The 24,786-nt window shown below is 30.9% G+C and carries 21 protein-coding genes; 9 read left to right on the top strand and 12 right to left on the bottom strand.

What is annotated here, in order from left to right:
* The first annotated feature begins 85 nt into the window (after window positions 1–85).
* From ACIQ06_RS03560 to ACIQ06_RS03530, 7 genes are all read left to right on the top strand, one after another.
* Window positions 86–1,042, top strand: coding sequence for a cbb3-type cytochrome c oxidase N-terminal domain-containing protein (locus ACIQ06_RS03560; protein ID WP_396143909.1), 957 nt, complete (start codon window positions 86–88; stop codon window positions 1,040–1,042).
* A 90-nt stretch (window positions 1,043–1,132) separates the two neighbouring features.
* On the top strand, window positions 1,133–2,551 hold the full coding sequence (gene ccoG / locus ACIQ06_RS03555) for a cytochrome c oxidase accessory protein CcoG (RefSeq protein WP_396143908.1): 1,419 nt from the start codon (window positions 1,133–1,135) through the stop codon (window positions 2,549–2,551).
* Window positions 2,552–2,585: 34 nt separating this feature from the next.
* Window positions 2,586–3,032: a FixH family protein gene (locus ACIQ06_RS03550; protein WP_396143907.1), complete on the top strand. Its 447-nt coding sequence runs from the start codon at window positions 2,586–2,588 to the stop codon at window positions 3,030–3,032.
* 8 nt (window positions 3,033–3,040) lie between these two features.
* Entirely contained in the window at window positions 3,041–3,745 is a 705-nt protein-coding gene (locus ACIQ06_RS03545; protein WP_396143906.1) for a sulfite exporter TauE/SafE family protein, read from the top strand.
* A 20-nt stretch (window positions 3,746–3,765) separates the two neighbouring features.
* Complete coding sequence (locus ACIQ06_RS03540) at window positions 3,766–3,996, top strand: YdcH family protein (RefSeq protein WP_298302603.1); 231 nt, start codon at window positions 3,766–3,768, stop codon at window positions 3,994–3,996.
* A gap of 191 nt (window positions 3,997–4,187) precedes the next feature.
* A complete protein-coding gene (locus ACIQ06_RS03535) occupies window positions 4,188–5,330 on the top strand; it encodes a hypothetical protein (protein WP_396143905.1) in 1,143 nt (380 codons plus the stop codon).
* On the top strand, window positions 5,290–7,656 hold the full coding sequence (locus ACIQ06_RS03530; protein WP_396143904.1) for a hypothetical protein: 2,367 nt from the start codon (window positions 5,290–5,292) through the stop codon (window positions 7,654–7,656). Before ACIQ06_RS03535 ends, ACIQ06_RS03530 begins: the two co-directional genes overlap by 41 nt.
* 65 nt (window positions 7,657–7,721) lie before the next feature.
* Here the strand turns inward: ACIQ06_RS03530 and hemN are convergent, their stop codons facing one another.
* From hemN to ACIQ06_RS03500, 6 genes are all read right to left on the bottom strand, one after another.
* On the bottom strand, window positions 7,722–9,086 hold the full coding sequence (hemN, locus tag ACIQ06_RS03525; RefSeq protein ID WP_396143903.1) for an oxygen-independent coproporphyrinogen III oxidase: 1,365 nt from the start codon (window positions 9,084–9,086) through the stop codon (window positions 7,722–7,724).
* 391 nt (window positions 9,087–9,477) lie between these two features.
* Window positions 9,478–11,643: a DUF349 domain-containing protein gene (locus tag ACIQ06_RS03520; protein ID WP_396143902.1), complete on the bottom strand. Its 2,166-nt coding sequence runs from the start codon at window positions 11,641–11,643 to the stop codon at window positions 9,478–9,480.
* A 138-nt stretch (window positions 11,644–11,781) separates the two neighbouring features.
* Window positions 11,782–12,525, bottom strand: coding sequence for a shikimate dehydrogenase family protein (locus ACIQ06_RS03515; protein ID WP_396143901.1), 744 nt, complete (start codon window positions 12,523–12,525; stop codon window positions 11,782–11,784).
* Window positions 12,526–12,624: 99 nt separating this feature from the next.
* A complete protein-coding gene (locus ACIQ06_RS03510; RefSeq protein ID WP_396143900.1) occupies window positions 12,625–14,019 on the bottom strand; it encodes a tetratricopeptide repeat protein in 1,395 nt (464 codons plus the stop codon).
* A 159-nt stretch (window positions 14,020–14,178) separates the two neighbouring features.
* Window positions 14,179–15,309, bottom strand: coding sequence for an aspartate aminotransferase family protein (locus ACIQ06_RS03505; RefSeq protein WP_396143986.1), 1,131 nt, complete (start codon window positions 15,307–15,309; stop codon window positions 14,179–14,181).
* A 59-nt stretch (window positions 15,310–15,368) separates the two neighbouring features.
* Window positions 15,369–15,761, bottom strand: coding sequence for a lysozyme inhibitor LprI family protein (locus ACIQ06_RS03500; RefSeq protein ID WP_396143899.1), 393 nt, complete (start codon window positions 15,759–15,761; stop codon window positions 15,369–15,371).
* Between the two features lie 144 nt (window positions 15,762–15,905).
* Here ACIQ06_RS03500 and ACIQ06_RS03495 point away from each other — a divergent pair, with 144 nt between their 5' ends.
* Window positions 15,906–17,798, top strand: coding sequence for an alpha-amylase family protein (locus ACIQ06_RS03495; RefSeq protein WP_396143898.1), 1,893 nt, complete (start codon window positions 15,906–15,908; stop codon window positions 17,796–17,798).
* Window positions 17,799–17,904: 106 nt separating this feature from the next.
* Window positions 17,905–18,426 carry a CIA30 family protein gene (locus ACIQ06_RS03490; protein ID WP_396143897.1) on the top strand — a complete coding sequence of 174 codons (522 nt, stop codon included), beginning with the start codon at window positions 17,905–17,907 and terminating at the stop codon, window positions 18,424–18,426.
* Window positions 18,427–18,537: 111 nt separating this feature from the next.
* On the opposite strand, the gene ACIQ06_RS03485 is transcribed toward ACIQ06_RS03490, so the two are convergent.
* The 6 genes from ACIQ06_RS03485 to ACIQ06_RS03460 all read right to left on the bottom strand — a co-directional run bounded on the left by ACIQ06_RS03485 (window position 18,538) and on the right by ACIQ06_RS03460 (window position 24,704).
* Window positions 18,538–18,792: a hypothetical protein gene (locus ACIQ06_RS03485; protein ID WP_396143896.1), complete on the bottom strand. Its 255-nt coding sequence runs from the start codon at window positions 18,790–18,792 to the stop codon at window positions 18,538–18,540.
* A gap of 185 nt (window positions 18,793–18,977) precedes the next feature.
* A complete protein-coding gene (locus ACIQ06_RS03480) occupies window positions 18,978–19,325 on the bottom strand; it encodes a hypothetical protein (protein ID WP_396143895.1) in 348 nt (115 codons plus the stop codon).
* A 52-nt stretch (window positions 19,326–19,377) separates the two neighbouring features.
* Entirely contained in the window at window positions 19,378–20,451 is a 1,074-nt protein-coding gene (locus ACIQ06_RS03475; RefSeq protein WP_396143894.1) for a hypothetical protein, read from the bottom strand.
* 198 nt (window positions 20,452–20,649) lie between these two features.
* A complete protein-coding gene (locus tag ACIQ06_RS03470) occupies window positions 20,650–21,921 on the bottom strand; it encodes an adenylosuccinate synthase (RefSeq protein WP_298302574.1) in 1,272 nt (423 codons plus the stop codon).
* Between the two features lie 27 nt (window positions 21,922–21,948).
* Window positions 21,949–22,404: a Fur family transcriptional regulator gene (locus tag ACIQ06_RS03465; RefSeq protein WP_298302572.1), complete on the bottom strand. Its 456-nt coding sequence runs from the start codon at window positions 22,402–22,404 to the stop codon at window positions 21,949–21,951.
* An 80-nt stretch (window positions 22,405–22,484) separates the two neighbouring features.
* Window positions 22,485–24,704 (bottom strand): RelA/SpoT family protein, encoded by a 2,220-nt coding sequence (locus tag ACIQ06_RS03460; protein WP_396143893.1) that lies wholly within the window; start codon window positions 24,702–24,704, stop codon window positions 22,485–22,487.
* Between the last annotated feature and the right edge of the window lie 82 nt (window positions 24,705–24,786).

The following is a 24,786-nucleotide window of genomic DNA, read 5'->3' as shown; positions in this document are numbered from 1 at the left end:
TATGGGCTATGACTTATAAAAAAGATGAAATTAAGGAATTGAGTGAATTACCACTAAACGATTAATAATTTATAAAAATTTTAAAATGAAAAAATTAATCCCATCATACGTTAGAGTTCCTTTAATTTTTGCTGTAGTTTTTGCTGCATTGGAATTCTTTATTGATTCAGGTGATCAGCCTGCATTTATAAAATACCCTATGGTATCATTATTCTTGGCAGTATTTATGTTTTTATTAATTGCAATTGAAATTGTAGTTAGTGCTGTTGATAAAGTTACTTATCATTTATTGACAGATGAACAGAAAAAACAATTAGAAGATGTCCAAAAAATACCATTTACTGAAGGTGAGTTTTACCAAGGTTTATTGAGAAAATTAACACGTTCTAAAGATATTGAACAAGAATCTGATGTATTGTTAGACCATGATTACGATGGCATTCGTGAATTAGATAATGTTTTACCTCCTTGGTGGGTAAATTTATTCTACGCTTGTGTAATTTTTGCTATTGTTTACCTTGTTCGTTTTCATGTTGTTGGTGACTACGATCAGAAACAAGAATTTGAAACAGAAATGGAAGTTGCTAAAGCTGATATAGAAAAGTTTAAAGAAACATCTCCTGATGTTTTCGATATGGAGAAAGTTACTCAATTAACAGATGCTGCCAGTTTAGCAAAAGGAAAGGAAATTTTCACTAATGTTTGTGTTGCATGTCATAGAGCTGATGGTGGAGGTCAAATAGGACCAAATCTAACAGATGAGTATTGGATATTAGGTGGCGGTATCAAAAATGTTTTTCACACATTAATGGAAGGTGGTAGAGAAGGTAAAGGAATGGTAGCATGGAAAACTAGTATGAAACCTGCAGATTTGCAAAAAGTTGCAAGTTATGTTTTAAGTCTTCAAGGTTCTAAACCTAAAGATCCTAAACCAACAGAACCCGAAGCAAAAAAATATGTTGAAGAAAACACTACTAAAGATGCTAAAGCTCCAGTTGCTGATAGTACTAAAGTAGATACTAAAGCAGTAGCTGTTAAATAAATCTAATAAAAAGGTTTTGAGCATAATCTCAAAACCTTTTAATCTTAGGGTTGTCAAAATGCAATTGATTTAACCAAAAATAAAAATAAAATGTCAAAATTGCCAGACGATAGTTTCAGAGATACAATCTCTACTATTGATGAAGAAGGAAAAAGATCCTACATATTTCCCAAAAAACCAGTAGGAAAGTTTTATGATAAAAGAAAGTTACTAAGTTATTTTTTGTTAGCTTTTTTATTGAGTGCTCCATTTATTAAAATAAATGGTAATCAGTTTATGATGTTCAATGTGCTTGAAAGGAGATTTAATATTTTTAGTTTTCCCTTTTGGCCTCAAGATTTCCATCTTTTTGTTATTTCTATGATAACGGGAGTTGTTGGTTTAGCTCTTTTTACAGTTGTTTTTGGAAGAATATTTTGTGGTTGGTTTTGTCCTCAAACTATTTTTATGGAAATGGTTTTTAGAAGAATTGAATATTTAATTGATGGTGATAGAGCACAACAAATAAGATTAGCAAAACAAGATTGGGATGCTGAAAAAATAAGAAAGAGAGTAACTAAATGGATTGTCTTTTTTATAATTTCTTTCATTATTGCTAATGTATTTTTGGCATATTTGATAGGTAGTGATAAGTTGATTGAATTTATTAAAGAAGGACCAACAAATAACATAAGTACACTTATTGCTTTATTAATCTTTACTGGTGTTTTCTATTTTATTTATGCATGGTTTAGAGAACAGGTTTGTATAATAGCCTGCCCATATGGTAGAATGCAAGGTGTTCTTTTAGATAATAAGTCGATAAATGTTGCTTATGACCACGTAAGAGGCGAAGGTGAAACAGGTAGAGCTAAATTTAATAAAAATGAAGATAGAGCTGCTTTAGGAAAAGGTGATTGTATCGATTGTAAAGTTTGTGTTCATGTTTGTCCAACAGGAATTGATATAAGAAATGGTACTCAATTAGAATGTATTAATTGTACTGCTTGTATCGATGAATGTGATACGATTATGGAGAAAGTTGGTTTGCCAAAAGGGCTCATAAGATATGCTAGCGAGGATGAAATCGTAAAGAAAGAGAAGTTCAAACTTACTACAAGAATGAAAGGTTATATTGCAGTTTTAGCTATATTAACTGGAGTTTTGGTAGGTATGTTATTTCTTAGAAATGATGTAGAGGCAACAATTCTTCATTTACCTGGGCAATTGTTTCAGCATAAAGGAGAAAAGCTAAGTAATGTTTACACTTATAAAGTGGTTAATAAGACTGAGCATGGTTTTGATAATGTAACCTTCAAATTGATTGATCCCAAAGGAGAAATTAAATTGGTTGGTTCTCCTTCGTTTAAAGTTCCTAGACAAGGTTTAGCTCAAGGTACTTTATTTATTGAAATTCATCCAGCATTTTTGTCAGGTGATAAAACAGAATTGAAAATAGAAGTGTATAATGATAAAAAACTGATAGAAACAACAACAACCAATTTTATTGGTCCAAGGAATTTCAACTAGAAATAAGATTATAATTATTTAAATAAAAAAGGTTATGAAAATCAATTGGGGAACAGGAATAGTAATTGCATTTGCACTTTTTATGAGTTTCATTTTATTCTTTGTTTTCAAAGTGCAATCTGATAGTAAATATGACAACGAATTAGTGGTTGAAAAATACTATTTGAAAGAACAAACATTTGAAAAAGAAATGGAAAAAGAGCAAAATGCTCACGATATGTCTGAAGCAGTTAAAATCACTACTTCTGAAAATGGAATAATGATAGCATTTCCTGATGGATTTGATATCTCTAAAATAAATGGAAAAGTGTCCTTATACAGACCGTCAAACAAAAAATTAGATTTTGAGGTTCCTATCTCACTATCTAGTCCACATTTGCTCATACCTAAAAGTAATTTGGTTGGCGGTCGTTGGGACATTTCTATAGATTGGTCTTATGAAGGCAAAGAATTCTTAAGTAAAGAAACTATTTTATATTAACAAGCGTCATGCTTTACTCAGCTCTCATATTCGGTTTGATTAGTAGTTTGCACTGTATTGGTATGTGCGGTCCAATTGCTATGATGTTGCCTGTAGACAGGAGCAATCCAACAAAAAAAGTAATTCAAATAATGCTTTATCATTTGGGTAGATTGTCTGCCTATGCATCATTAGGACTTATTTTCGGAATATTGGGTAAAGGATTTTATATGGCTGGTATCCAACAACACATATCAATAATTGTTGGAGTTTTAATGATTGTAATTGTATTAATTCCTGAGCGAGTGTTCATGAAATATAATTTTTCTAAACCAGTTTATAAGTTAATATCTAATGTAAAAACAAGTTTGGGAAACCAATTTAAAAGAAAATCTCCGGATGCTCTTTTTACCATTGGATTATTAAACGGATTTCTCCCATGCGGATTGGTTTATGCTGCTCTCTTTGGAGCCATAGCCATGCAAAATGTAACTTTAGGTGTAACCTATATGTTACTTTATGGATTGGGAACCATACCAATGATGAGTGCTGTAGTTTATATATCTAATTTCTTATCTATTCCAATACGAAGTAAAATGCAAAAGTTAATTCCTGTTGTTACAGTTATTATCGGAACGCTCTTTATTTTAAGAGGATTAGGATTAGATATTGCCTATATATCTCCAAGTAACATGAATTTGTTTGTGCAAGCAAATGCAAATTGTCATAATTAATTAACTAAATGCAAACTATTATGGAAAGACATGATTTAATCCACGAGTTTCCTGAATATCAGGATAAAATCCACCAATTAAAAGTTGAAGATACTCATTTCAGAAAAATATTCGATGAATATCACGAATTAGAACATAGAATTCACAATATCAATACTGGTGAAGAAATTGTAATAGATGAGTATGCTCATGAGTTAAAAGCAAAGTTACTACATCTTAAAGACGAGATTTATTCTCACCTTAATAGATAGTAATTTTTATTTTGGGTTTTAAAGAAAAGCACGCTGTAAGGCGTGCTTTTTGATTTTGTAATATTGTACAAACATTTTAAAAATCTACTTACAATCAAAGCTAAAATAACTTTCATAATTACTAACTTTTTAATTAGTAAAATATACTAGTTTTATACTAATTTCGTTATCGATTTAATACCAATATTTCAATGTATAAAAAACTCCTTTTTCCGCTAGTTGCGTTGTTATTTTTATCTTGCGAAAGTAAAAAGAAGCATGAAGTCATTAAGTCTTTTTGCTATTGGAAAACCGATAGTTATTTTGGTCAAGAAGAAGATACTCTTGCCAAACAAATGAATCTAAAACACATGTACGTTCGCTTTTTTGACGTCGATTGGAATCCATATGCAGAAGAAGCCCAACCTGTAGCAACCGTTTATAATATTCGAATTACTGATGGTTTAAATATTACACCAAGTATATTTATTACTAATGATGTACTTTTAAATTCGTCAAAGCCTCAATTGGATATTTTATCTGAACGAATGGCAATTCGCATTAAAAAAATCATTGATAAATATCAAACTGAAAAAGCGAGTGCTTTAGCATACAAAATTGCAGATGCAGATTATGAAAGACAAAAAGGAAATGCTTTTCAATCTAGATTAAGCACAGATTCCATAATAATAGCGGAAAAGCCAAAATTCGAAAGAGACATTCAAGAACTTCTTTTTGATTGCGATTGGACCGAATCATCTAAAGAGAATTATTTTTATTTGTTAGAAAAATTGAAATCAAAATTTTCTAATTATAAAATTGCTTCAACCATTCGACTTTGGCAATATAAATATTATGAAAAAGCAGGAATTCCTCCAGTGGATAAAGGGCTTTTAATGTGTTACAACATGACAAATCCAACCGAATATAAAACCAAAAATTCCATTGGAACAAGTGATGAATTAGCAGATTACATCACTCACGATAAGTATCCATTAGAATTAGATATTGCTTTACCGTTATTTAGTTGGTCGGTTTTATTTAGAGGTGGCAAATTTAAAGGTGTTATTTCCGATTATCAAGAATTTGAAAAAAGTCCAACAATTTTCAAGAAAACAGACGACAATAAATACACTTTGCAAGATGACATTCAAATAGGAAATTTCTACGCAAGAAATGGTGATGAAATAAAAATTGAAAAAATTTCAGATGAAGAAATTGACGAAATGATTGATATAATTACAGAAAAAGTAAAAATTTCAAACACTACCAAAGTTACCTTCTTTTCATTCGATAAAAAATACATAAACGATTATGGAGTTCAAAATATATCCAAGTATTATGAAAGTTTTTAGTGCTTTTTTTCTGTTATTTAGTATTCAAATTTTTGCTTGTGGATGGAGCGAGACTCCCGAAACAACTCGTTTAGCATTATTTCGTGCAGAACGAATTAATAATATTAAGTTAAGACCATTTTGCTATTCTGCCGATTATTATATGTCGGTAAAAGAAGGGAAAAATGCCGATCAAATTAGAAATTGTAAAGAATGGCAAGCCAAACTTGGTAACCAAATTTCTATTGATGACATCTACGAAATTCTTTATAATACTGAATCGGAAAAGTTTGAAAATGCTTCTAAATCTAAAGTTTTACAAAATGTATTTAAAGACAATTCCTTTATTGAAGCATTGGTTTTACCAAAGAATAAATTGTTTTTCGAATATATTTCATTAGCTAAAAAGATTGAATACAACAATTTAGGCGGAAATAAATGGGAATCTTGGGATGAAATTCAAACCAATTATTATGACGAAACTCCTAAAGCAAAAGCTGTAATTTCAAATTTCAAAAATAAATTAAAATCTACCAAAGATGCTTTTCTTATTAAAAGATATGCGTTTTTATTGTTGCGATATGATTTTTATAACAACGGAACTTCTAAAGAAATTGAAGAGTTGTATCAAAAATATTTTACTTCTAAAGACAATTCTATTTTAAATCCTTGGGCAATGCATTATTTTGCTATGTCTATAGAAGATAAAGCGTTACGTAATTATTATTTAAGCAAAGTTTTTGTTTCTTGTGATGAAAAAGCGTTTGCAGTAATGCTAAATTTTGATGATAAAATTATTGAGGAAACATTGAAATATGCTAAAAGCGATTTTGAAAAAGGAATAATTTGGGCATTAAAATGCATGAGAAATCCATCACCAGCTTTAAAAGACTTGAAGGAAATTCAACAATTAATTCCTCAAAGTGAATATTTTAGTTTTCTTGTTGGAAGAGAAATCAACAAATTAGAAGATTGGATTTTTACACCAAAATATACCGAAAATTCTCCATCAGTGGTTTTTGAAACTCAAGATTGGTATACCGATTATGAAAAAGCCAAAAAAGAAAACGAAATTAATGATTATGCTTACTTAAATGAGTTGAAAGCATATCTGATAGAGATTCAATCTCAAGCTATTGGTGAGCAAAAAGATTTTTACAATACAGCCATTGCACAATTATGTTTTATAAACGACGAAATTGATTTGGGTAAGCAATATTCTAATAAAATTTCATCTAATGCGAATGCTAGTATTCTACTTCAAAAGCATATTCAATTGGCTTTAATTGCTTTGAAACAAGGAAATATCTCTGATGAAAAAACGAAACAAATTCTATTCGAAAGTTTCAATGCTATTGAAGATATTGTAGAAAATGATGCGACACTTTTTAAAAGTATGTATTCTCTATATCGAATTGCAAGTAAACAATATTTAGATAAAAAAGATGCCGCAACTGCTGGTTTGTTGTTTTTAAAATCAGAAAATAAGAAGACATATTCAGATAATTTTGGTGGATATTATAGCTATTATGAAGACCAATACTACTATTATTACATAGGTTATTTCGAGCGTTTTGCAAAAGAAAAAGATATTGATAACCTGATAGCATTAATTCAAAAAGAAGACAAAACTCCTTTTGAAAAGTACATTTGTTCGGGCACGATATTTCAAGACATAAATGCTTACAAAGATGTTAAAGGAACGCTTGCTTTTAGAAATAATAATTTAGAATTAGCTCAAAAAACCTTTGCTGAAATTCCGAAAGAGTTCTATGAAAAAACCTATGAATTTAAATACTATTTAAATGAAAATCCATTTATTCCAAAGGTTTTAGTTTATGGAACTGAGGAAAGAAAATATGATTATAAATTTGACAAAGCCAATTTTGTTGCAACTTTAATTAAGTTAAAAAAACAAAATACAGCCGAAAGTAATTTAAAATTAGCTCATGCTTATTACAATGTGTCTTCTGTTGGAAACGCTTGGATGATGACAGCTTATGGATTGTCTTCGGGTGAATATAGTTTTGCAGATTATGTTTTTGGTGGCAATAGAGTAGATAAAGAAGTAACATTTCAAAATGGGAATTTCTATAGTCTTGAAATGGCAAGACAATACTATCAAAAAGCATTGCAGTTAGCTAAAAATAAAGAGATAAAAGCAATGGCAAGTTTAATGATTTTTGAATGTGATTTAACCAAACATTATTCTTTCGCAAAGCCTTATGAAGAAAATCCGAAACCATTTATTGCAGGAATTGAAATTAAAAACTTTCTAACAATTTATAAGAATACCAAAACGTATCAACAATATAATTGTCCATTGTTAGAGCAGTTTATAAAGTAATTTGCAAAAAAAATAAGGGAATTAAAAAATACTTTTAATTCCCTTATTTCATTATCAGTTGATACTTATACCGTCATTGAAAACAATTCTGTCTGCGGTAGATTTCGTTTTAATCGCAAGTCAAATGCCATGCAAATGTTTCTCACAAATGGTTTTCCTTTTTCGGTAACTTGTATTGATTGACTTGATATTTTCACCAAACCATCGTTTTCCATTTCGTGAAGTTGGTTGATGATTTCAGGTAATTCAGGGAAAAAGTCGCTATCATTTTTCCATGAAGTTTCAAATTGACACATCAAGTTTAGAATGTGTTTTCTAATAATTAAATCTTCATCTGTTAGAATATGTCCACGAAAAACTGGCAATTCATTAGCATCTAATCTTTTGTAAAAGTCTTCAATAGTTTTTTCATTTTGTGCAAAACTATACCAACTATCGCTTATAGAAGAAACACCAAGTCCAATCATCAATTGTGTTTTGGATGATGTGTACCCCATAAAATTACGATGCAAATTTCCCTTTTGAAAAGAATCATACATACTATCAGTTTCTAAAGCAAAATGATCCATCCCAATTTCATGATAATTATTTTGAGATAATCGATTTTTTCCTGCTTCATAAAGTTGACGTTTTTCATCATCTTTAGGCAAATCTTCACCTTTAAATCCGCGTTGTCCGTTACCTTTTATCCAAGGCACATGAGCATAACTATAAAATGCCAATCTATCTGGTGAAAGCGATTTTGTTTTATCAATCGTATCAATTACATCATTCAATGTTTGAAATGGTAGTCCAAATATTAAATCGTGACCAATTGAAGTGTAGCCAATTTCTTTTGCCCAAAAAGTAACCTTCGCCACATTATGAAATGGTTGAATTCTATGAATAGCCGTTTGAACTTTACTAGAATAATCTTGAACACCAAAGCTCACTCTTCTAAATCCTAAATCATAAAGTGATTGTAAATGTCTTCTTGTGGTGTTATTTGGATGGCCTTCAAAGCTAAATTCGTGTTCTTTGGCTTTGATAGCACGTGTAAAAATTCCATTGATTAAAGCTTCTAAATTTTCTGGTGAGAAGAAAGTAGGTGTTCCGCCACCAAGATGAATTTCTTTGATAATGGGTTTATTTGGTAATAAATCGCAATACAAATTCCATTCTTTTAAAACAGCTAAAATATACGGATTTTCAACTTCGTGATTCTTTGTTATTCGTTTGTTGCATCCACAAAAGGTGCACATGCTTTCACAAAATGGCAAATGAATATATAAACTAATACCTTCTGAAGCATTAGATTCGTTGAATGATTTTATAAAAGTATTTTTCCATTGTTCCAATGAAAATAAATTTTCTTCCCAATAGGGAACCGTAGGATAACTTGTATATCTTGGTCCAGGAACATTATATTTTTGAATTAAGGAAATTGACATGATGGAATACTTTAAGTTTCAAAAGTAACCTGAGTTCTGTTATAAAAAAATGATAATTGTCATATGAGAAAGAACAGAAAATAGAAATGATAAGAGAGATTTTATTTTGTGTAAAAAGAGAAATAAAAAAAACTACCTAAGTAGTTTTTTAATTTTATGATTAACAGTTATTCAGCTCGTGTACCATTTCGTTGGTTATAGACGGAAAGTTGGAAAATCTCTATATTCTAAATGCTGTTGCGCCAACTTGGCAAATCATAATTGAAGTTTTAAATTTCAATTATCAAAGTTAATTTAAGAATTGAAAACATATTTTACATTATAAATTGTGATTGTTGTAAATTAAAATTAAGCTATAAAAAAAGCTCACCGTTTAAAGTGAGCTTTCGTTTTATTTATTCAAATTTCTAATTTGTTTTAATTTGTCTTTCCAAGAAATTAATTCTTCTTTATGTCTTTCAATTGTTTTTCTAACTTCAGTTACAATTGAATTTTCTTTCTTAGCATTCTTAGTGTTTTGGAAGAACTGAATGTTGTTTTCTAATTGGAAAATTTCATGTTGAACTTCATCAATTTTTCTCATGATGAAGATTTTTTCATTATCTAATTTTCTACTGTCTTCAGAACCTGAAATGTTGTCCAAACGATTAGCAAAACGCAATTGCTCACTTTCTTTTTTGCTTGAACTTAATTTTTCAAACAAAGCATCTAGAATTTTATTGAATTTTCCTTCTACATGTCTTCTGTTGAAAGGAACTCTTCCAATAGATTTCCAAGCTTCAATATGTGCTTTTATTGCATCCAAATCGGTTTTATGATCACCAACTAATTCAAATGAACGCAACGTTTCTAAATATTCTTTTTTCTTTTCAAAAGCAGCAACTTCTTCAGCATTTTCTTCTTTTTTACTGTCTTTCAAACGTTCAAAATAATGGTTACAAGCCGCTTTAAATTCATCCCAAAGTTTATCAGAAAACTTTCTTGGCACGTGTCCAACCTGTTTCCAATCTTCTTGAATTTGCTTCATTAAAGGCGTTGTAGCAGCAAAATCTTCACTTTCTTTCAATTCATTTGCTCTATCTACAAGTGCTTGTTTTTTGCTTAAATTATCGTTTTGATCTTTCTTAATGTCTTTGTAAAATGAATTTTTCAAAACATTAAAATCACGAACTGTAGTTTTAAATCTTGCCCAAGTAGCTTCATTAACTTCACTAGGAACTTTTCCTGTAGCAAAGAATTGATTTCTCAAAGCTTCGACTTTTACAATTTGGTTCAACCAAGCTTGGTGCGAATCTACTTTCTCTTGTGCTAAAACTTCTAATTGCGCAATGATTTCGTTTTTCTTTTCAAGATTTTCGGTTTCTTTTGCTCTAAAACTTTCGTAAAAAGTTTCACGTTTGTCGTGCATTTGTTTGGTCAATTCACTGAATTGTTTCCATAATTCTTCACGATTTTCTCTAGAAACCGGACCGATATCTTCTTTCCAAATACGGTGTAAATCTTGTAATTCACGGAACGATTTGTTGATGTCAGTTTCATGAATTAATTCACCAACACGAGCTATAATTTTGTTTTTTAATTCTAAATTGTGTTTGAATTCTTGATCACGTGCATCTCTATCTAAGTGCAAGAAATCATAAAAATTCTCAATGTGGAAATGATAATTATTCCAAACGTGGTTGTATTTATCTTTTGGAATTGGTCCTGCATTTTTCCAACGTTCTCTAATATCATTTAACTGTTTTAGAGCATTGGCAATATTTCCTGTCGAATTGTTTACCAAGTTTTTCAACTCTTCTACAATCGCCATTCTGTTTTCTAAATTCGCTTTCAAATTGTTTTGAAGCGATTTAAAATGTACATTTTTCTTATCTCTGTATTGATTGTATAACGAATCAAATTTTGTTTTTAATGGAAAGCTATAATGGAAATCCTCTGTAGTATCAGGATTTTCAGCATGAAATTCATCTCTTTTTTCATCCATAAAATGGTGAAATTTAGATAAAAATGCTTTTTTAACTTCTTCAACATGTTCGCGAACCGACATTACTTGGTCAGTTGCAACCAATGTTTCTAATTCTTCAACCAATTTTTCCATTGGCAAAGCTTCATAATCTTGCAACGGAATGTCATAACGACCTTTTACCGTTTCATCTTCGCTTTCTTCTGCATTCGCATTGGCAATAGCGTTCATTGCAAAATCATTTGCATCTTCTAAAACCATAGAATCGTCAGCAACTTGTTCTTCTGTTAATTCAATAACATTTTCTACAACTTCTTCTGCTGTATTCTCGATTGTTGGAACTTCTACAGGTGTTTCTGTAATTTGTTCACCTACAAGGTCTTCAACGTCTAGAACCGTTTCTTGTTCAGCTTCAGCTACTAATGGAGCTTCAACTTCGGTATCAGGAACCAATTCAACTTCTGTTTCAACAGCTTCTGCGATTGCTTCAACTTCTTGATTTTCAGTTTGAACCGCTTCTTGAGAGGCATTGTTTACGTTTCCATCTGTCTCGTTTTCGTTAACTGACAGGTTATCATTCTTTTCTTCTAACATTTGCTTAAATGTGTAAGGTTATACAATATTTTCCTTTTTGGAGGGCGAAAGGTAGTAAAGTAGCATCAAAAATCAAAGAAAATCAATGGTTTCTGTTGTTTTTATTAAGAAAATTTTAAGAAGAGAAAGAAAAGAAAATTATTTATTCCAAATCGTCCAAGCTTTTTCTGCTTGAAAAACTAACATCTCGTAGCCATTTTTAATAGCTGCACCTTTTTTCTTGGCTTTCTTTAAAAATTGTGTTTCTTCGGGATTGTAAATTAAGTCAAAAGCGATGTGTTTTTCTGTAAAAAACTCATAAGGAATAGGAGGAAATTCCTTTGTATTCGGGCTAGTTCCGAGTGGTGTGCAATTAATAATTATCTGAAAATTATCAAATGTCGTGGTGTTGATTCTGTTGTAATCAATGGCGTTTTCAGTAGCTTCTCTTGAAACAAAAGTATAGAAAATTCCGAGTTTATCTAAAGCAAAGGCAACTGCTTTTGAAGCACCGCCAGTTCCAAGAATTAATGCTTTTTTATGATGTGGTTGGAGTAGTGGTTCTAACGATTTTTTAAAACCATACCAATCAGAATTATAGCCTTTTAGATTCCCTTTTTTGGTAAAACGAATTACATTCACTGCTCCAATTCTAAAAGCTTTATCCGACATGGTGTCAAGAAATGGAATAATTGCTTCTTTGTAAGGAATAGTTACGTTTAACCCTTTCAAATCGGGATTTTCTTTCAATACATTCGGAAATTCTTCTATTGTTTGAATATCAAAATTCTCGTAAGTGCAATCATCAAAAAGTTCTTTTGAAAATTTTTCTGTAAAATATTTTTTAGAAAAGGAGTAGGAAATATCTTTTCCAATTAATCCGAATTTTTTATTGGTTTCCAAGTTTATTTTAATTTAAAAACCATTAAGAAATTAAGTTCGTTAAGTAGAAAAAGCTTAATGGTTCTTAATATCTTAATGGTTTATTTTGAAAATTGTATTCTATTTATTGTGTTTCTTAATCAAACTCTGCACTTTTTTGATAGTCCAAACAGTTGGAAATAATTCTTCTAATAATGTTTGATTATTAAAGTTCAAACGCAAAGCATTACTCAAGTGAAATGTTCCTTTTTCAGTATCATTTAGCATAAAATAAAATCCTGCCAAACGGTATTCGATTTGATATTCTTCTGGGAACAACTCGGAAGCTTGAAGTAATGTGATGACTGCTGAGTCATTTTCACCTAAAAACTGTAAAATATCAACCCAAAACAACCAAGTGTCTAAATGGTCATCTCCAAATTCAACCGCTTTTCTAAAACCAAGTTCGGCTTCTTCATAGAAGTTCATGGCTTTATTTATCGTTGCAAAACGTTTCCAATAAGCGCGATTTTGATCGTCAATTGCTAAAGCTTTATTTACATAAAACAATGCTTTTTGAAAATTTTTCTGACGAACATAAAAATCAGTTATCGCAATCCAGCCTTTGTCTAATAAAGGATCTTCATGAACTGTTTTGTTGAAATACTTTAACGCTTCCGCTTTATTTCCTAATTTTTCGTGACATTTTCCAATACGTAATAAAGCATATGAAGTTGGATCGTCTAAATCGATAGTTCTTTGGTAGTTTTCAATAGCATCTTCATAGCGTTTTAAACGTTCTAAAGCTTTTCCATTTTCCATGAAAGCACCCATAAATTCTTCGTCAATGTAGGTAGCATATTCAAAAGCACGCACAGCATTTACATAATCTTTCAATCCGTAATACAAACGTCCTTGTTGATGCCAAGCAATTTCGGAATAAGGATTTCTATCAATGTAGGTTTTAATATATTCAATGGCTTCTGCATTTTGGTCTAAAAATTCGTAGCAGTAAACCACATTATATAGTGCCGATTGGTCTTCAATATCTACTTCTAAACAACTTTTGAAATTCTCTTTTGCTTTTTCAAGGTTGTCCATAAACAGATATTCCATCCCAATAAGGTTGTAAACATCGGCTAAATCTTCGGTAAATTTTAAAGCTTCTTCAAGGAGTTCAACCGCTTTTACATGGTTGTCTCTTTTCGAATAAATATTAGCTTTTTGTATAAAAATTTCTTCGTTTGTTGGCTCAATGGCATACAATTCGTTAAGCATTTTTTCAGCTATTTCGAGTTTGTCATCATACACCAACATTTCTACTTGAACTAGCTTTAAACCAGTTGATTTAGGATGTTGTTCAAGTCCTAATTTTAAAGCTTTTTTAGCTAAATTAGCTTTGCCCATATCAAGATAATGAAGAATAATTTCTTCAAATTCTTCTGAATCAAAAAAGAAAACTTTATTGGTTTTCAACATGGATTCAAACTTCGATAAGGATAGATTGTAGTCTTCTTCGTCGTGATCCAAATGCATAGCTTTTTGTTTAAAATTATCCTTAATAAAAGTAGTTAACTAATATCGTCATTTAAGGAAAATAGATTTTTGTTTTGAACAATTTAATTAACATTCAACAGTTTCGAGTTTCGGGTTTCGGGTTTCGAGTTTTTGCGAAATTTATATGACTCGCAACTTTTAACCCGCAACTATCTCATCCATAACCTCCAAAATAATTTGGCAACCTTCTCTAATTTCCTCTTCAGAAATAGTTAATGGTGGTGTAATTCGGATGGCTTTTCCTTCAAACAATAACCAAAATAGAATCAATCCTTTGTCTTGACAACGCAAAATCACCTGATTTGTTATTTCTTCATCAGATGTCATTGCGGCTAACATCAATCCTTTTCCTCTAACTTCTCGTATCAAAGGATGTACCAAAAGTGTTCTAAAAAGTTTTTCTTTTTCTAAAGATTGTTTGGCGTAGTCTTTTTCTAAAACTTCTTGTAGTGTTGCCAAACAAGCGGCAGCAATCACAGGATGACCACCAAAAGTTGTAATATGTCCTAATTTAGGATTGTGACTTAATAAATCCATGTGTTTTTCGTTGGCAATGAAACCACCAACAGGCATTCCGCCAGCCATTCCTTTTCCGATAATGACTACATCAGGAACTACATTGTAATTTTCAAATCCAAACAATTTTCCAGTTCTTCCAAAACCAGGTTGGATTTCGTCAACAATCATTAAAGCACCAACTTCTTCGCAACGCTTCTTTACTTTAGCTAAAAAGTCGTTTTGAGGTTGAATAAAACCAGCGCCACCTTGAATACTTTCAAGAATTATTCCAGCAGTTTTGGTTGTTATTTTTTGTAAATCGTCTTCATTATTAAAAGTTATGAAATCAACATCAGGAATTAGAGGACGAAAAATTTGTTTGCGTTCTTCAAATCCCATGACGCTCATCGAACCCATCGTATTTCCATGATAAGCATTGTGACACGAAATTAACTGACTTCTTCCAGTAACGCGTCTAACAAGTTTTAAAGCACCTTCACAAGCTTCAGTTCCAGAATTCACTAAATAAACTTTATTTAGTTCTTTAGGTAAATTTTCTACCAATAATTTACAATATTGTACAGCTGGACTTTGAGAATATTCTCCATAAACCATTACGTGAGAATATTTATCCAACTGATCTTTGATGGCTTGATTTACACGTGGATGTTGATGACCGAGTGAGCAAGCCGAAACGCCAGCAACAAAATCTAAATATCTTTTATTGTCAGTATTGTAAATGTAGGAACCAATAGCATGCGAAACCTCCATTCCTAGCGGATAAGGTGATGTTTGTGCTTGGTATTTTAAAAAATCGTTCAATTTAGTTGTTATTTAATGTTTACAGAACCAGAACACATATTTCCTTCTTCAATTCCTGTAAGCCAAATTTTTAATCTTTTTATTCGTTCTTCGGTTAATTCTTGCAGGTAATTGCTCCAACAAGTTGGTTGAATACTTCCATAATATCCAGGTTCTCTTTTAGGAAATTTTGCAAGCATTTCTGCATCTCTGAAAGTAATCCAAATTTTTTGTGCTGTTTTTAAATTTTTAATAAACTCAATATCAGATTTATATTCAGTTAAAATTTTTTGATAGACAGTATTTAGTTCTTTATCTGCTTTTTTATAATTGTTATATGCTTCTTCATTAATCTCAGATTGAGTTTGAGCAAAACTATTAAGATTGAAAAATAGGAGGAATAAAAATGCAATTTTTTTCATATCAGAAATCTAACTTTAAAACATCCGCAAATTTATGAAATTAGAATCAGCACAAATGTTTATTAAGATTTTTTTATTAGTAGTTTGAAATGATTTTCAAATTTTTATATTTGTTGAATCATGTTACCGTAAATAGTACTCATTATGAAGAAAGTCTTATTGCTCGCTTTGATTGGATTATCACTAACTGTCAATGCTCAAAATAAAAAAAGTAAACCAACCGCCAAAAATAAAAAAGTTACCATTGTGGATAAGAAGAAAGTGACGCCAACAGAGAAGAAAAAAGTTGTATATCAGGTTTTTACAAGATTGTTTGGAAATACAAATGCTACCAATAAACCTTGGGGAACAATAGAAGAAAATGGAGTGGGAAAGTTTAACGACTTTACTGATAAAGCTTTGCAAGAAATTAAAAATCTTGGAGTTACGCACATTTGGTATACAGGAGTTCCACATCATGCTTTGGTGAGAGATTACACCAATATTGGAATTTCAAATGATGATCCAGAAGTAGTTAAAGGTAGAGCTGGTTCGCCTTATGCTGTAAAAGATTATTATAATGTAAACCCAGATTTAGCTGTTAATCCTGCGAATCGTTTGCAAGAATTTGAAGCTTTAATTGCTCGTACTCACAAAAACGGTTTGAAACTATTGATTGATATTGTTCCAAATCATATTGCTAGAAAATATGAAGGAAAAAATAATCCAAAAGGTGTGAAAGACTTTGGTGCTGAAGATAAAATATCGGTTGAATATGATAGAAATAACAACTTTTATTATATTCCAGAGCAACACTTTGAAGTGCCTACATCAGATGATTATCGTCCTTTGAATGGAGAAAGCAATCCGTTGATTGATGCTAAGTTTGATGAATATCCTGCAAAATGGACTGGAAATGGTTCGCGTTTGGCTAAACCAGACATCAACGATTGGTATGAAACGGTAAAAGTAAATTACGGAATTCGTCCAGACGGTTCTAAGGATTTTCCTGAACTTCCAAATGGTTTTGAAAAGAAATCTTATAAAGAGCATTTTGATTTTTGGAAAGATAAAGACGTTCCAAGTTCATGGAAAAAATTTAGAGATATTGCTTTGTATTGGACAGCAAAAGGCGTTGACGGTTTCCGTTACGATATGGCAGAAATGGTTCCTTATGAGTTTTGGAGTTATATGAATTCGGCTATTAAAATGAAGAATCCAAATGCTTTTTTATTGGCTGAAGTATATAATCCGAATGAGTATAGAAATTATATTTTCTTAGGAAAAATGGATTATCTGTATGACAAAGTTGAAACTTACGATCATCTAAAAGCCGTTATTCAGGGAAAAACAACTCCTGATGGATTGACTGATATTCAAAACAGAATGAGAGATATTGAGCATCATATGTTGCATTTTCTTGATAACCATGACGAACAGCGATTGGCAAGTTCAGAATTTGCTGGAAGTGGTGAAAAAGGAAAACCTTTAATGGTGATTTCTACTACTTTGAGTTCTTCGCCAACGATGGTTTATTTCGGGCAAGAAGTAGGTGAGGCAGGAAACGAAGATGCTGGTTTTGGTAGACGTTCTAGAACTTCAATTTTTGATTATGTAGGCGTTCCTAATCACCAACGATGGATGAATAATGGTAAATTTGATGGAGGTCAATTGTCTAAAAGCGAAAAAGAACTGAGAGATTTTTACAAGCGTTTATTGAATTTCACTATTAAAAGTGAGGCGTTGATGGGTAAATTTCAAGAAATTCAGTCTGTGAATAGACAAGACTCTTCTACTTATGGTCAAAATGTATATTCATTTGTACGCTGGTCGGCTAATGAAAAACTTATTATTGTTTCTAATTTATCTCCAGATATTAACGAAATGTTTGATTTAAAAATTCCAGCCGATGTGATTAAGGAATGGAAACTTAAAGATGGAACGTATTTGTTAACAGAACAACTTTATGGTGTTGCTCATACTTTAAAAGTAAGCAATGGAGTAGGAATTGTAAAGATAAGTTTGAAAGGCAGTGAGAGTTTTATTTTGAAGCTGTAGTTGATATTACGTTCTCTTAAACAATTGTTATTTATCCAATTAATATTGTTAAAATTTAGTTGAGATAGAATGTGTTGATTATGTTTGTTTACTAAAACGACTATAAATGCAATTCATCCTACTGTTTTCAATATTATTAAATCCGATTTTATTATTTGATTTTTCAAAAGGTAGCAACTTATCTAACTGGAAAGTTGTTGATGATGGTGTAATGGGTGGCGTTTCCTCAAGTGACTTTTTCCTTGATTCAAATGGAAATGGAATATTTAAAGGAACAGTTTCTACAGAAAATAATGGTGGATTTTGTTCAGTGCGTCATTTTTTTAATCCTATAAAGTTAACAGATAAAAGTGTTTTTAAAATCCGTTTGAAAGGTGACGGAAAAAAATACCAGTTTAGAGTTAAGAAAAGTGAGAGTGATTATTATTCTTACATCTGCGAATTTCAAACTTCAACTGAGTGGGAAACAATTGAAATTCCTGTAACTAAATTATATGCTTCTTTCAGAGGTAGAACACTTCAACTTCCTAATTATGATGGTCAAAGCTTAGAAGAAATAGCATTTTTAATAGGAAATAAGACAAATGAAAATTTTGAATTACTTATAGATAAAATTGAAGTTGAATGATTTTTTTCAAACACAATCAAATATAGAATGCAATGTTAGAGTTTCATAGTAGGCACGGATTGCAAATCCGCGCTATCGACTGAGGAAGATATGCGCGATATCGGGTTTAATTTAATATTGATTTTTTAAGTAAATATCATTAAAATTACAAAAAGCAACAAATTCAGAAATTAGGTTTTTTAGATAAATATGAATTTTTTCATTTTGCTTTTTAAATTCCAATAATTTATAGCCACAATGAGACATAATTTCGCCAGATGTAGAACCTTCTCGGATTGCTACTTCGAGCTCTTTTCTTTCATTCTCATATCCACCTTCCAAAAGTTTTAAGTTTATTTCATCTAAAATGTCCAAATAATTCCTCATAATGGTAATCTGTTAATTTTTTAAAGATATTCTGTCTCTTGTTATTGCTAACTTTCCAGCTTGGTGAAGTGTCTGTTTTAGAATCTCGTAGTTTCAATTAAGCACTAATGTTTATTAGAAATCTGAATGTTCAATTTAGCACTGAATCAGCCATTATCACAAACTGCTGTAACCGGTAGTTGCGTTCAATCTTGGCCTTCACATATTACTTTTCCAGTTTCTGCTTCAATATTCGCAAAACTATGTTTTCCGTAAACTATTTTTAAGCCTTTATTTTCAATTCTAATTTCTCTTATTTCAGATTTTCCAACTGATGGTTTCCCGCAAACTTTCATAACAGCTGCTTTCCACTTCACTTTTCCATTTTGATAAGCAAGTATTGTTTGGGTTTTCTTTTCGAGGTAAAACGTTATTTTTCCAACGTATTCCAAACCTTCTATTTTGGTGAAACCTTTAGGAATTCCATCGCTAGTTTGTCCAAAGGAAATTTGAAAAACCAAAAGCAGAAAAAAGCCAAACTTTGTAATTTTCATATTAGTTGTTTGTTGGTGAGCAATTTTTTGTAACGGCTGTTGTGCGACGTTTTTAATACATATAGTTAACGTCTGAATATTCTTTATTATGTTCTTCGTAGAGTCTTTCCATTTCTTTTCTTTGTCCCTCTTTTAGAAACCAAATTGCTGTTTTTTCAATATTTTTATTTCTCAAAATAGGTAAAAAATCGCTAGGTTCGTTTGCAGTCATTTCTCTACAAGAAAATTCTTTTAATGAATGTAAGTTTTCTAATGAATTAAAATCCTTGATGTTTTTCATATACCAAAGTTCAATTTTTCGCAATTTACAGTTTGTGTGTAATTTAGGAAAACCTTTAATTTTATTAACAGTTTGTAAGAAAATATGTTCCAACGATTCCATTTCGTTAATAAAATCAAGATTCTCTAGATTTTCTACTTTGTAGAATTCAATAAACTTTAAATTTTTGAATGATTCAAGTGCATTAAAATTTGTTAATGGAATTGATTTTAGATGTAAGTATTTAAGTTTTTTTAAAGATTTAATAAAATCTAAATTTTTTATTGATTTGATTTTGCATAAAATTAATATTTCAAGATTTTCTAATTGTGAAATAATTTGCTCAATATTTTTATTATGTCCTAAAACAGTTAGAGATTTTAATTTTTTAAACCGACTAATTTGAGAAATATCTATTTTGTGTTGTTTTACATCGTCTGCGATAATTGATAGTTCTTCTAAATTTTCATTTAGATTATTTAAAAAGTCATAATTAGTAATATTTTTAGTTGCTAATGAGAGTGATTTTATATCTTTTAAATTTGAGATAAATTGTTCGTTTTTTACATCTACATTATCAATTGAAAGATTTTGAAGATTTACCATTTTATCTAAAATTTTTAAATCTGTCATTTTATCACTCCAACCATAGAGTCTCAAACTAATTTCAGGTTTTACAGAAAAAATTCTATTATTCAATATTTCGTAAGTCCTTAAAGATACTTTACTGTATGAATTTATTTGAATATGTAGAACATTGTTATTTAATATCTCTTGAATTAATTCTTCTGTAAGCATACTTTCAGAATCAATTTCGTTAAATTGATTAAACTTGTGTTGAGGAATTGGGTGAATATATGCTCCCATATTTTATTTTTTTAAATATTTGTCTGTTTTCAACTACTCGCGCAAAATGTCACACAACCTGTATATATCAGCCATTAAACAACACAAAGCAATCAATATTTTGAAGGATTTGTGCCATAAAATGACTTATTTAGTTATCAAATATACTACTATTTTCAATAAAAAAATCCCAAACTTAAAATTTGGGATTTCTATTTATTACTTCAAAATTGTTTGTTTTCTGTCTGGTCCAACAGAAACTATTTTTATGGGTACTTCGACTTCTTTTTCTATAAATTCGATGTAGTCTTTTAGTTCTTTTGGTAAACTTTCAAAAGTCGTTAAACCAGTTAAATCGGCTTGCCATCCTTTGAATTCGGTGTATATTGGTGTTACATTTTCTTCTTCTATATTATAAGGTAAATGTTGTATAACTTCTCCTTTATAGTTGTAAGCTGTAGCTACTTTCAAAGTTTCAAATCCTGATAAAACATCGCCTTTCATCATCATTAATTGTGTTACGCCATTCACTTGAATTGCGTATTTCAAGGCAACTAAATCCAACCAACCACAACGTCTTTTTCTTCCAGTTACTGAGCCAAATTCGTTTCCAACGCTTGCCATAACATCACCAGCATCGCCAAAATCTTCTGTAGGAAATGGTCCAGAACCCACACGAGTCGTATAAGCTTTGAAAATTCCGTAAACTTCTTTGATTTTATTTGGTGCAATTCCTAAACCAGTACAAGCTCCAGCAGCAGTTGTATTAGATGATGTTACAAATGGATAAGTTCCAAAATCTACATCTAATAACGAACCTTGTGCTCCTTCGCAAAGAATTGATTTTCCTGCTTTTTGTGCTTGTGCCAAATATTCTTCGCTGTCAATGAAAGTTAGTTTTTGTAAATCTTTGATGGCTTCAAAAAATTCTTTTTCAAGTTCAGGTAAATTGTATTGAATATCAACATTGTAGAAAGCAATCATAGCTTCGTGTTTGTCTGCCAAAGCTCTGTAACGTTCTTTGAAATCTTCTAATTCGATGTCACCAACACGAATTCCGTTTCTACCAGTTTTGTCCATGTAAGTTGGTCCAATTCCTTTTAATGTAGAACCAATTTTAGCTTTACCTTTTGAAGCTTCAGAAGCTGCGTCAAGTAATCTATGTGTTGGAAGAATTAAATGTGCTTTTCTCGAAATGATTAATTTAGATTTGATGTCCAAATTGAATTTTGCCAAACCATCGATTTCACTTTTGAAAACTACAGGATCGATAACGACACCATTTCCAATAATATTGATATTGTTATCATGAAAAATTCCAGAAGGAATGGTTCTCAAAACGTGTTTTATTCCATCAAATTCTAAAGTATGTCCAGCATTTGGGCCACCTTGAAATCGAGCAATAATGTCGTATTTTGAGGTAAGTACGTCAACGATTTTTCCTTTTCCTTCGTCACCCCATTGTAATCCGAGTAGTAAATCTACGGTCATTGTGTTGTTGTTTATTGTGTAGTTAGTTTATTCTTTTTTCTTATTTGCGTAAAAATATAAGGAGTGATTAGTGATTTCGATACCAAAAATTTCTTCCATAGTTTTTTTAATAGTTTGAATCCTTGGGTCACAAAACTCAATTACTTCACCAGAATCGGTCATAATAATATGATCGTGTTGTTTGTCAAAATAAGACTTTTCGTAATGCGCTTGATTTTGACCAAATTGGTGTTTTCTAACCAAGCCACAATCTAAAAGTAATTCGATGGTGTTGTAAAGCGTTGCTCTTGAAACACGATAGTTTTTATTTTTCATTTTGATGTACAAATTTTCTATATCAAAATGTTCTTGACTATTATAAATTTCTTGAAGAATAGCGTAGCGTTCAGGCGTTTTACGGTGTCCTTTGTTTTCAAGATAGGCAGTAAAAACGTTCTTTACTGTTTCTTGATTTTTTGTATTATCTGATGCTATTTGTGTCATAATGCGCAAAGATAAATTATAGTTTATAAGTATGAAACTTTATGAGTTTAAAAGTTATAAACTAGTTGTTGATAATCTTGTTAGTTCTTGTAAACCCTTGAAACTTTTTCGATACCATCAATTTTTTTAATGTTATCAATTAGTTTTTTCAGGATGGTATTATTTTGTACAACTACTGTCACTTGTCCATTAAAAATTCCAGCTTCACCACTCAAGGAAATACTTTGAATATTCACGTGCATTTGATTTGAAATTACTTTTGTAAGCTCATTAGTCAATCCTAAAGTATCCATTCCGGTAATTTTTAATACGGCTTTAAATTCTTGTTGTGAAGAATCAATCCATTTGGCAATCATGATTCTGTAGGCATAGTTAGATTGTAATGCAATAGCATTTGGACAGTCTTTTTTATGTACTTTTATGCCTTCATTAATGGTTACAAATCCAAATACTTCATCACCAGGAATTGGATTACAACAACTTGATAATTTGTAATCTAATCGGTCTTGTTCTTTTCCAAAAACCAATAAATCATAATTACTAGTTAGCTCTTGTCTATTAATGTCTTCAGCATTAGAGTTTGGAGTACGTTTGATTTTATTTTTAAAGAAATTGATTAACGTATTGCTTTTTTGAGCAGCAAAATCTTTTAATTGTTGATTTTCAATAGCGCCAATTCCAACACGATAAAATAAATCTAAACTTGTTTTCAGTTTGAAAAAGTTTACCAATTCATTTACAACAGTTTCATTTAAAGTAATTTTTAAATGTTTTAATTTTCTTGTAAGAAGTTCTTTTCCTTCTTCGGCTATTTTCTTGGTGTCTTCATTAAGAACACTTCTGATTTTATTTTTTGCTCTTGATGTGGTAACATAATCTAGCCAATGCATTGTAGGTTTTTGATTGACTGAGGTTATTACTTCAATTTGGTCACCACTTTTTAATTCGTGGTTTAATTGCACTAATTTTCCGTTAACACGAGTTCCTCTTGTTTTAATTCCAATTTCGGAGTGTATACTGAATGCAAAATCTAATGAAGTGGCACCTTTGGGTAATGATTTAATTTCACCTTTGGGTGTAAAGACAAAGATTTCTTTAGCATAGAGATTCATTTTGAAATCCTCTACAAAATCAACAGCATTGGTTTCAGAGTTTTCAAGTGCTTCTTTTAGTAGGTTTAACCAAACATCCAAACCATTTTCTTCGGTTGCACCTTGTTTGTATTTGTAATGTGCTGCGTATCCTTTTTCGGCTATTTCATCCATTCTTTCGCTTCGCACTTGAATTTCTACCCAGCGACCTTTTGGTCCCATTACAGTAATATGAAGCGCTTCATATCCTGATGATTTTGGTGATGATATCCAATCACGCAAACGACTTGGACTTGGACGATAATGATCGGTAATGATGGAATAAATTTTCCAAGCCAAGAATTTTTCGTCGTGTGCATTGGATTTGTATATGATTCGCAATGCAAATTTGTCATAAACTTCATCAAAACTGACATTTTGAGCCAACATTTTACGTCGAATAGAGTAAATTGACTTCGGACGACCTTTCATTGTGTATTCAACACCTTCTTCGTCAAGTGATTTTTTTAATACATCTGAAACCAATTTGATGTATTCATCTTGCTCTTCCTTAGTTTCTTTTATCTTACTGACGATATCATTATAAACAGCAGGTTCTGTATATTTTAAACCTAAATCTTCCAATTTGGTTTTGATATTGTATAGTCCTAAACGATGGGCTAGAGGTGCGTAGATGTATAACGTTTCCGAAGCAATTTTTACTTGTTTGTAATCAGGCATTGAATCCATAGTTTGCATATTGTGCAATCTATCAGCAATTTTGATAAGAATTACTCGAACATCATCGTTCAATGTAAGCAACATTTTACGAAAGTTTTCTGCTTGCATTGAGATGTTCAAGTCTTTCTTTACTTGAGATATTTTGGTTAATCCAGCTACAATTTGTGCAATTTTTGGATTAAACATTTTTTCAATATCCTCGACTGTAATTTCGGTATCTTCTACAACATCATGCATTAAGGCTGCAGCAATACTTGTTGGTCCAAGTCCGATTTCGGAAGCTACGATTTTAGCAACACCAATAGGGTGAAAGATATAGGCTTCACCAGATTTTCTGCGTTGGTCTTTGTGTGCATCAACAGCTACATCAAATGCTTTACGAATGAGTTTCTTGTCTTCAGGTGTAAGTGTTTGATAACTAATGCGAAGTAACTCTTTGTATTCGCGAGCTAATGCTTTTTTTTCTTCTTCTAAATCGATCTCTGTCATAGCAAATTCTTCAATTAGCTAAAAATAAGAAATATTATTGAAATTGCAATAAAAAAAATCCAAATTCCGATATTTTTTTCAG

Source organism: Flavobacterium sp. (assembly GCF_044341265.1).
Classification (GTDB): Bacteria; Bacteroidota; Bacteroidia; order Flavobacteriales; family Flavobacteriaceae; genus Flavobacterium.
Note: the sequence above shows the minus strand (reverse complement) of the source record. Positions and strands in the feature narration are given on the sequence as shown.

Bases quoted from the DNA above. Each gene is read 5' to 3' on its own strand.
- ACIQ06_RS03540 (WP_298302603.1), top strand. From the start codon at position 3,766: ATGGAAAGACATGATTTAATCCACGAGTTTCCTGAATATCAGGATAAA.
- ACIQ06_RS03475 (WP_396143894.1), bottom strand. From the start codon at position 20,451: ATGGGAGCATATATTCACCCAATTCCTCAACACAAGTTTAATCAATTT.
- ACIQ06_RS03465 (WP_298302572.1), bottom strand. From the start codon at position 22,404: ATGACACAAATAGCATCAGATAATACAAAAAATCAAGAAACAGTAAAG.
- ACIQ06_RS03495 (WP_396143898.1), top strand. From the start codon at position 15,906: ATGAAGAAAGTCTTATTGCTCGCTTTGATTGGATTATCACTAACTGTC.
- ACIQ06_RS03505 (WP_396143986.1), bottom strand. From the start codon at position 15,309: ATGGAGGTTTCGCATGCTATTGGTTCCTACATTTACAATACTGACAAT.
- ACIQ06_RS03470 (WP_298302574.1), bottom strand. From the start codon at position 21,921: ATGACCGTAGATTTACTACTCGGATTACAATGGGGTGACGAAGGAAAA.
- ACIQ06_RS03545 (WP_396143906.1), top strand. From the start codon at position 3,041: ATGCTTTACTCAGCTCTCATATTCGGTTTGATTAGTAGTTTGCACTGT.
- ACIQ06_RS03485 (WP_396143896.1), bottom strand. From the start codon at position 18,792: ATGAGGAATTATTTGGACATTTTAGATGAAATAAACTTAAAACTTTTG.
- ACIQ06_RS03560 (WP_396143909.1), top strand. From the start codon at position 86: ATGAAAAAATTAATCCCATCATACGTTAGAGTTCCTTTAATTTTTGCT.
- hemN (WP_396143903.1), bottom strand. From the start codon at position 9,086: ATGTCAATTTCCTTAATTCAAAAATATAATGTTCCTGGACCAAGATAT.
- ACIQ06_RS03480 (WP_396143895.1), bottom strand. From the start codon at position 19,325: ATGAAAATTACAAAGTTTGGCTTTTTTCTGCTTTTGGTTTTTCAAATT.
- ACIQ06_RS03520 (WP_396143902.1), bottom strand. From the start codon at position 11,643: ATGTTAGAAGAAAAGAATGATAACCTGTCAGTTAACGAAAACGAGACA.
- ACIQ06_RS03510 (WP_396143900.1), bottom strand. From the start codon at position 14,019: ATGCATTTGGATCACGACGAAGAAGACTACAATCTATCCTTATCGAAG.
- ACIQ06_RS03550 (WP_396143907.1), top strand. From the start codon at position 2,586: ATGAAAATCAATTGGGGAACAGGAATAGTAATTGCATTTGCACTTTTT.
- ACIQ06_RS03530 (WP_396143904.1), top strand. From the start codon at position 5,290: ATGGAGTTCAAAATATATCCAAGTATTATGAAAGTTTTTAGTGCTTTT.
- ACIQ06_RS03460 (WP_396143893.1), bottom strand. From the start codon at position 24,704: ATGACAGAGATCGATTTAGAAGAAGAAAAAAAAGCATTAGCTCGCGAA.
- ACIQ06_RS03490 (WP_396143897.1), top strand. From the start codon at position 17,905: ATGCAATTCATCCTACTGTTTTCAATATTATTAAATCCGATTTTATTA.
- ACIQ06_RS03500 (WP_396143899.1), bottom strand. From the start codon at position 15,761: ATGAAAAAAATTGCATTTTTATTCCTCCTATTTTTCAATCTTAATAGT.
- ACIQ06_RS03535 (WP_396143905.1), top strand. From the start codon at position 4,188: ATGTATAAAAAACTCCTTTTTCCGCTAGTTGCGTTGTTATTTTTATCT.
- ccoG (WP_396143908.1), top strand. From the start codon at position 1,133: ATGTCAAAATTGCCAGACGATAGTTTCAGAGATACAATCTCTACTATT.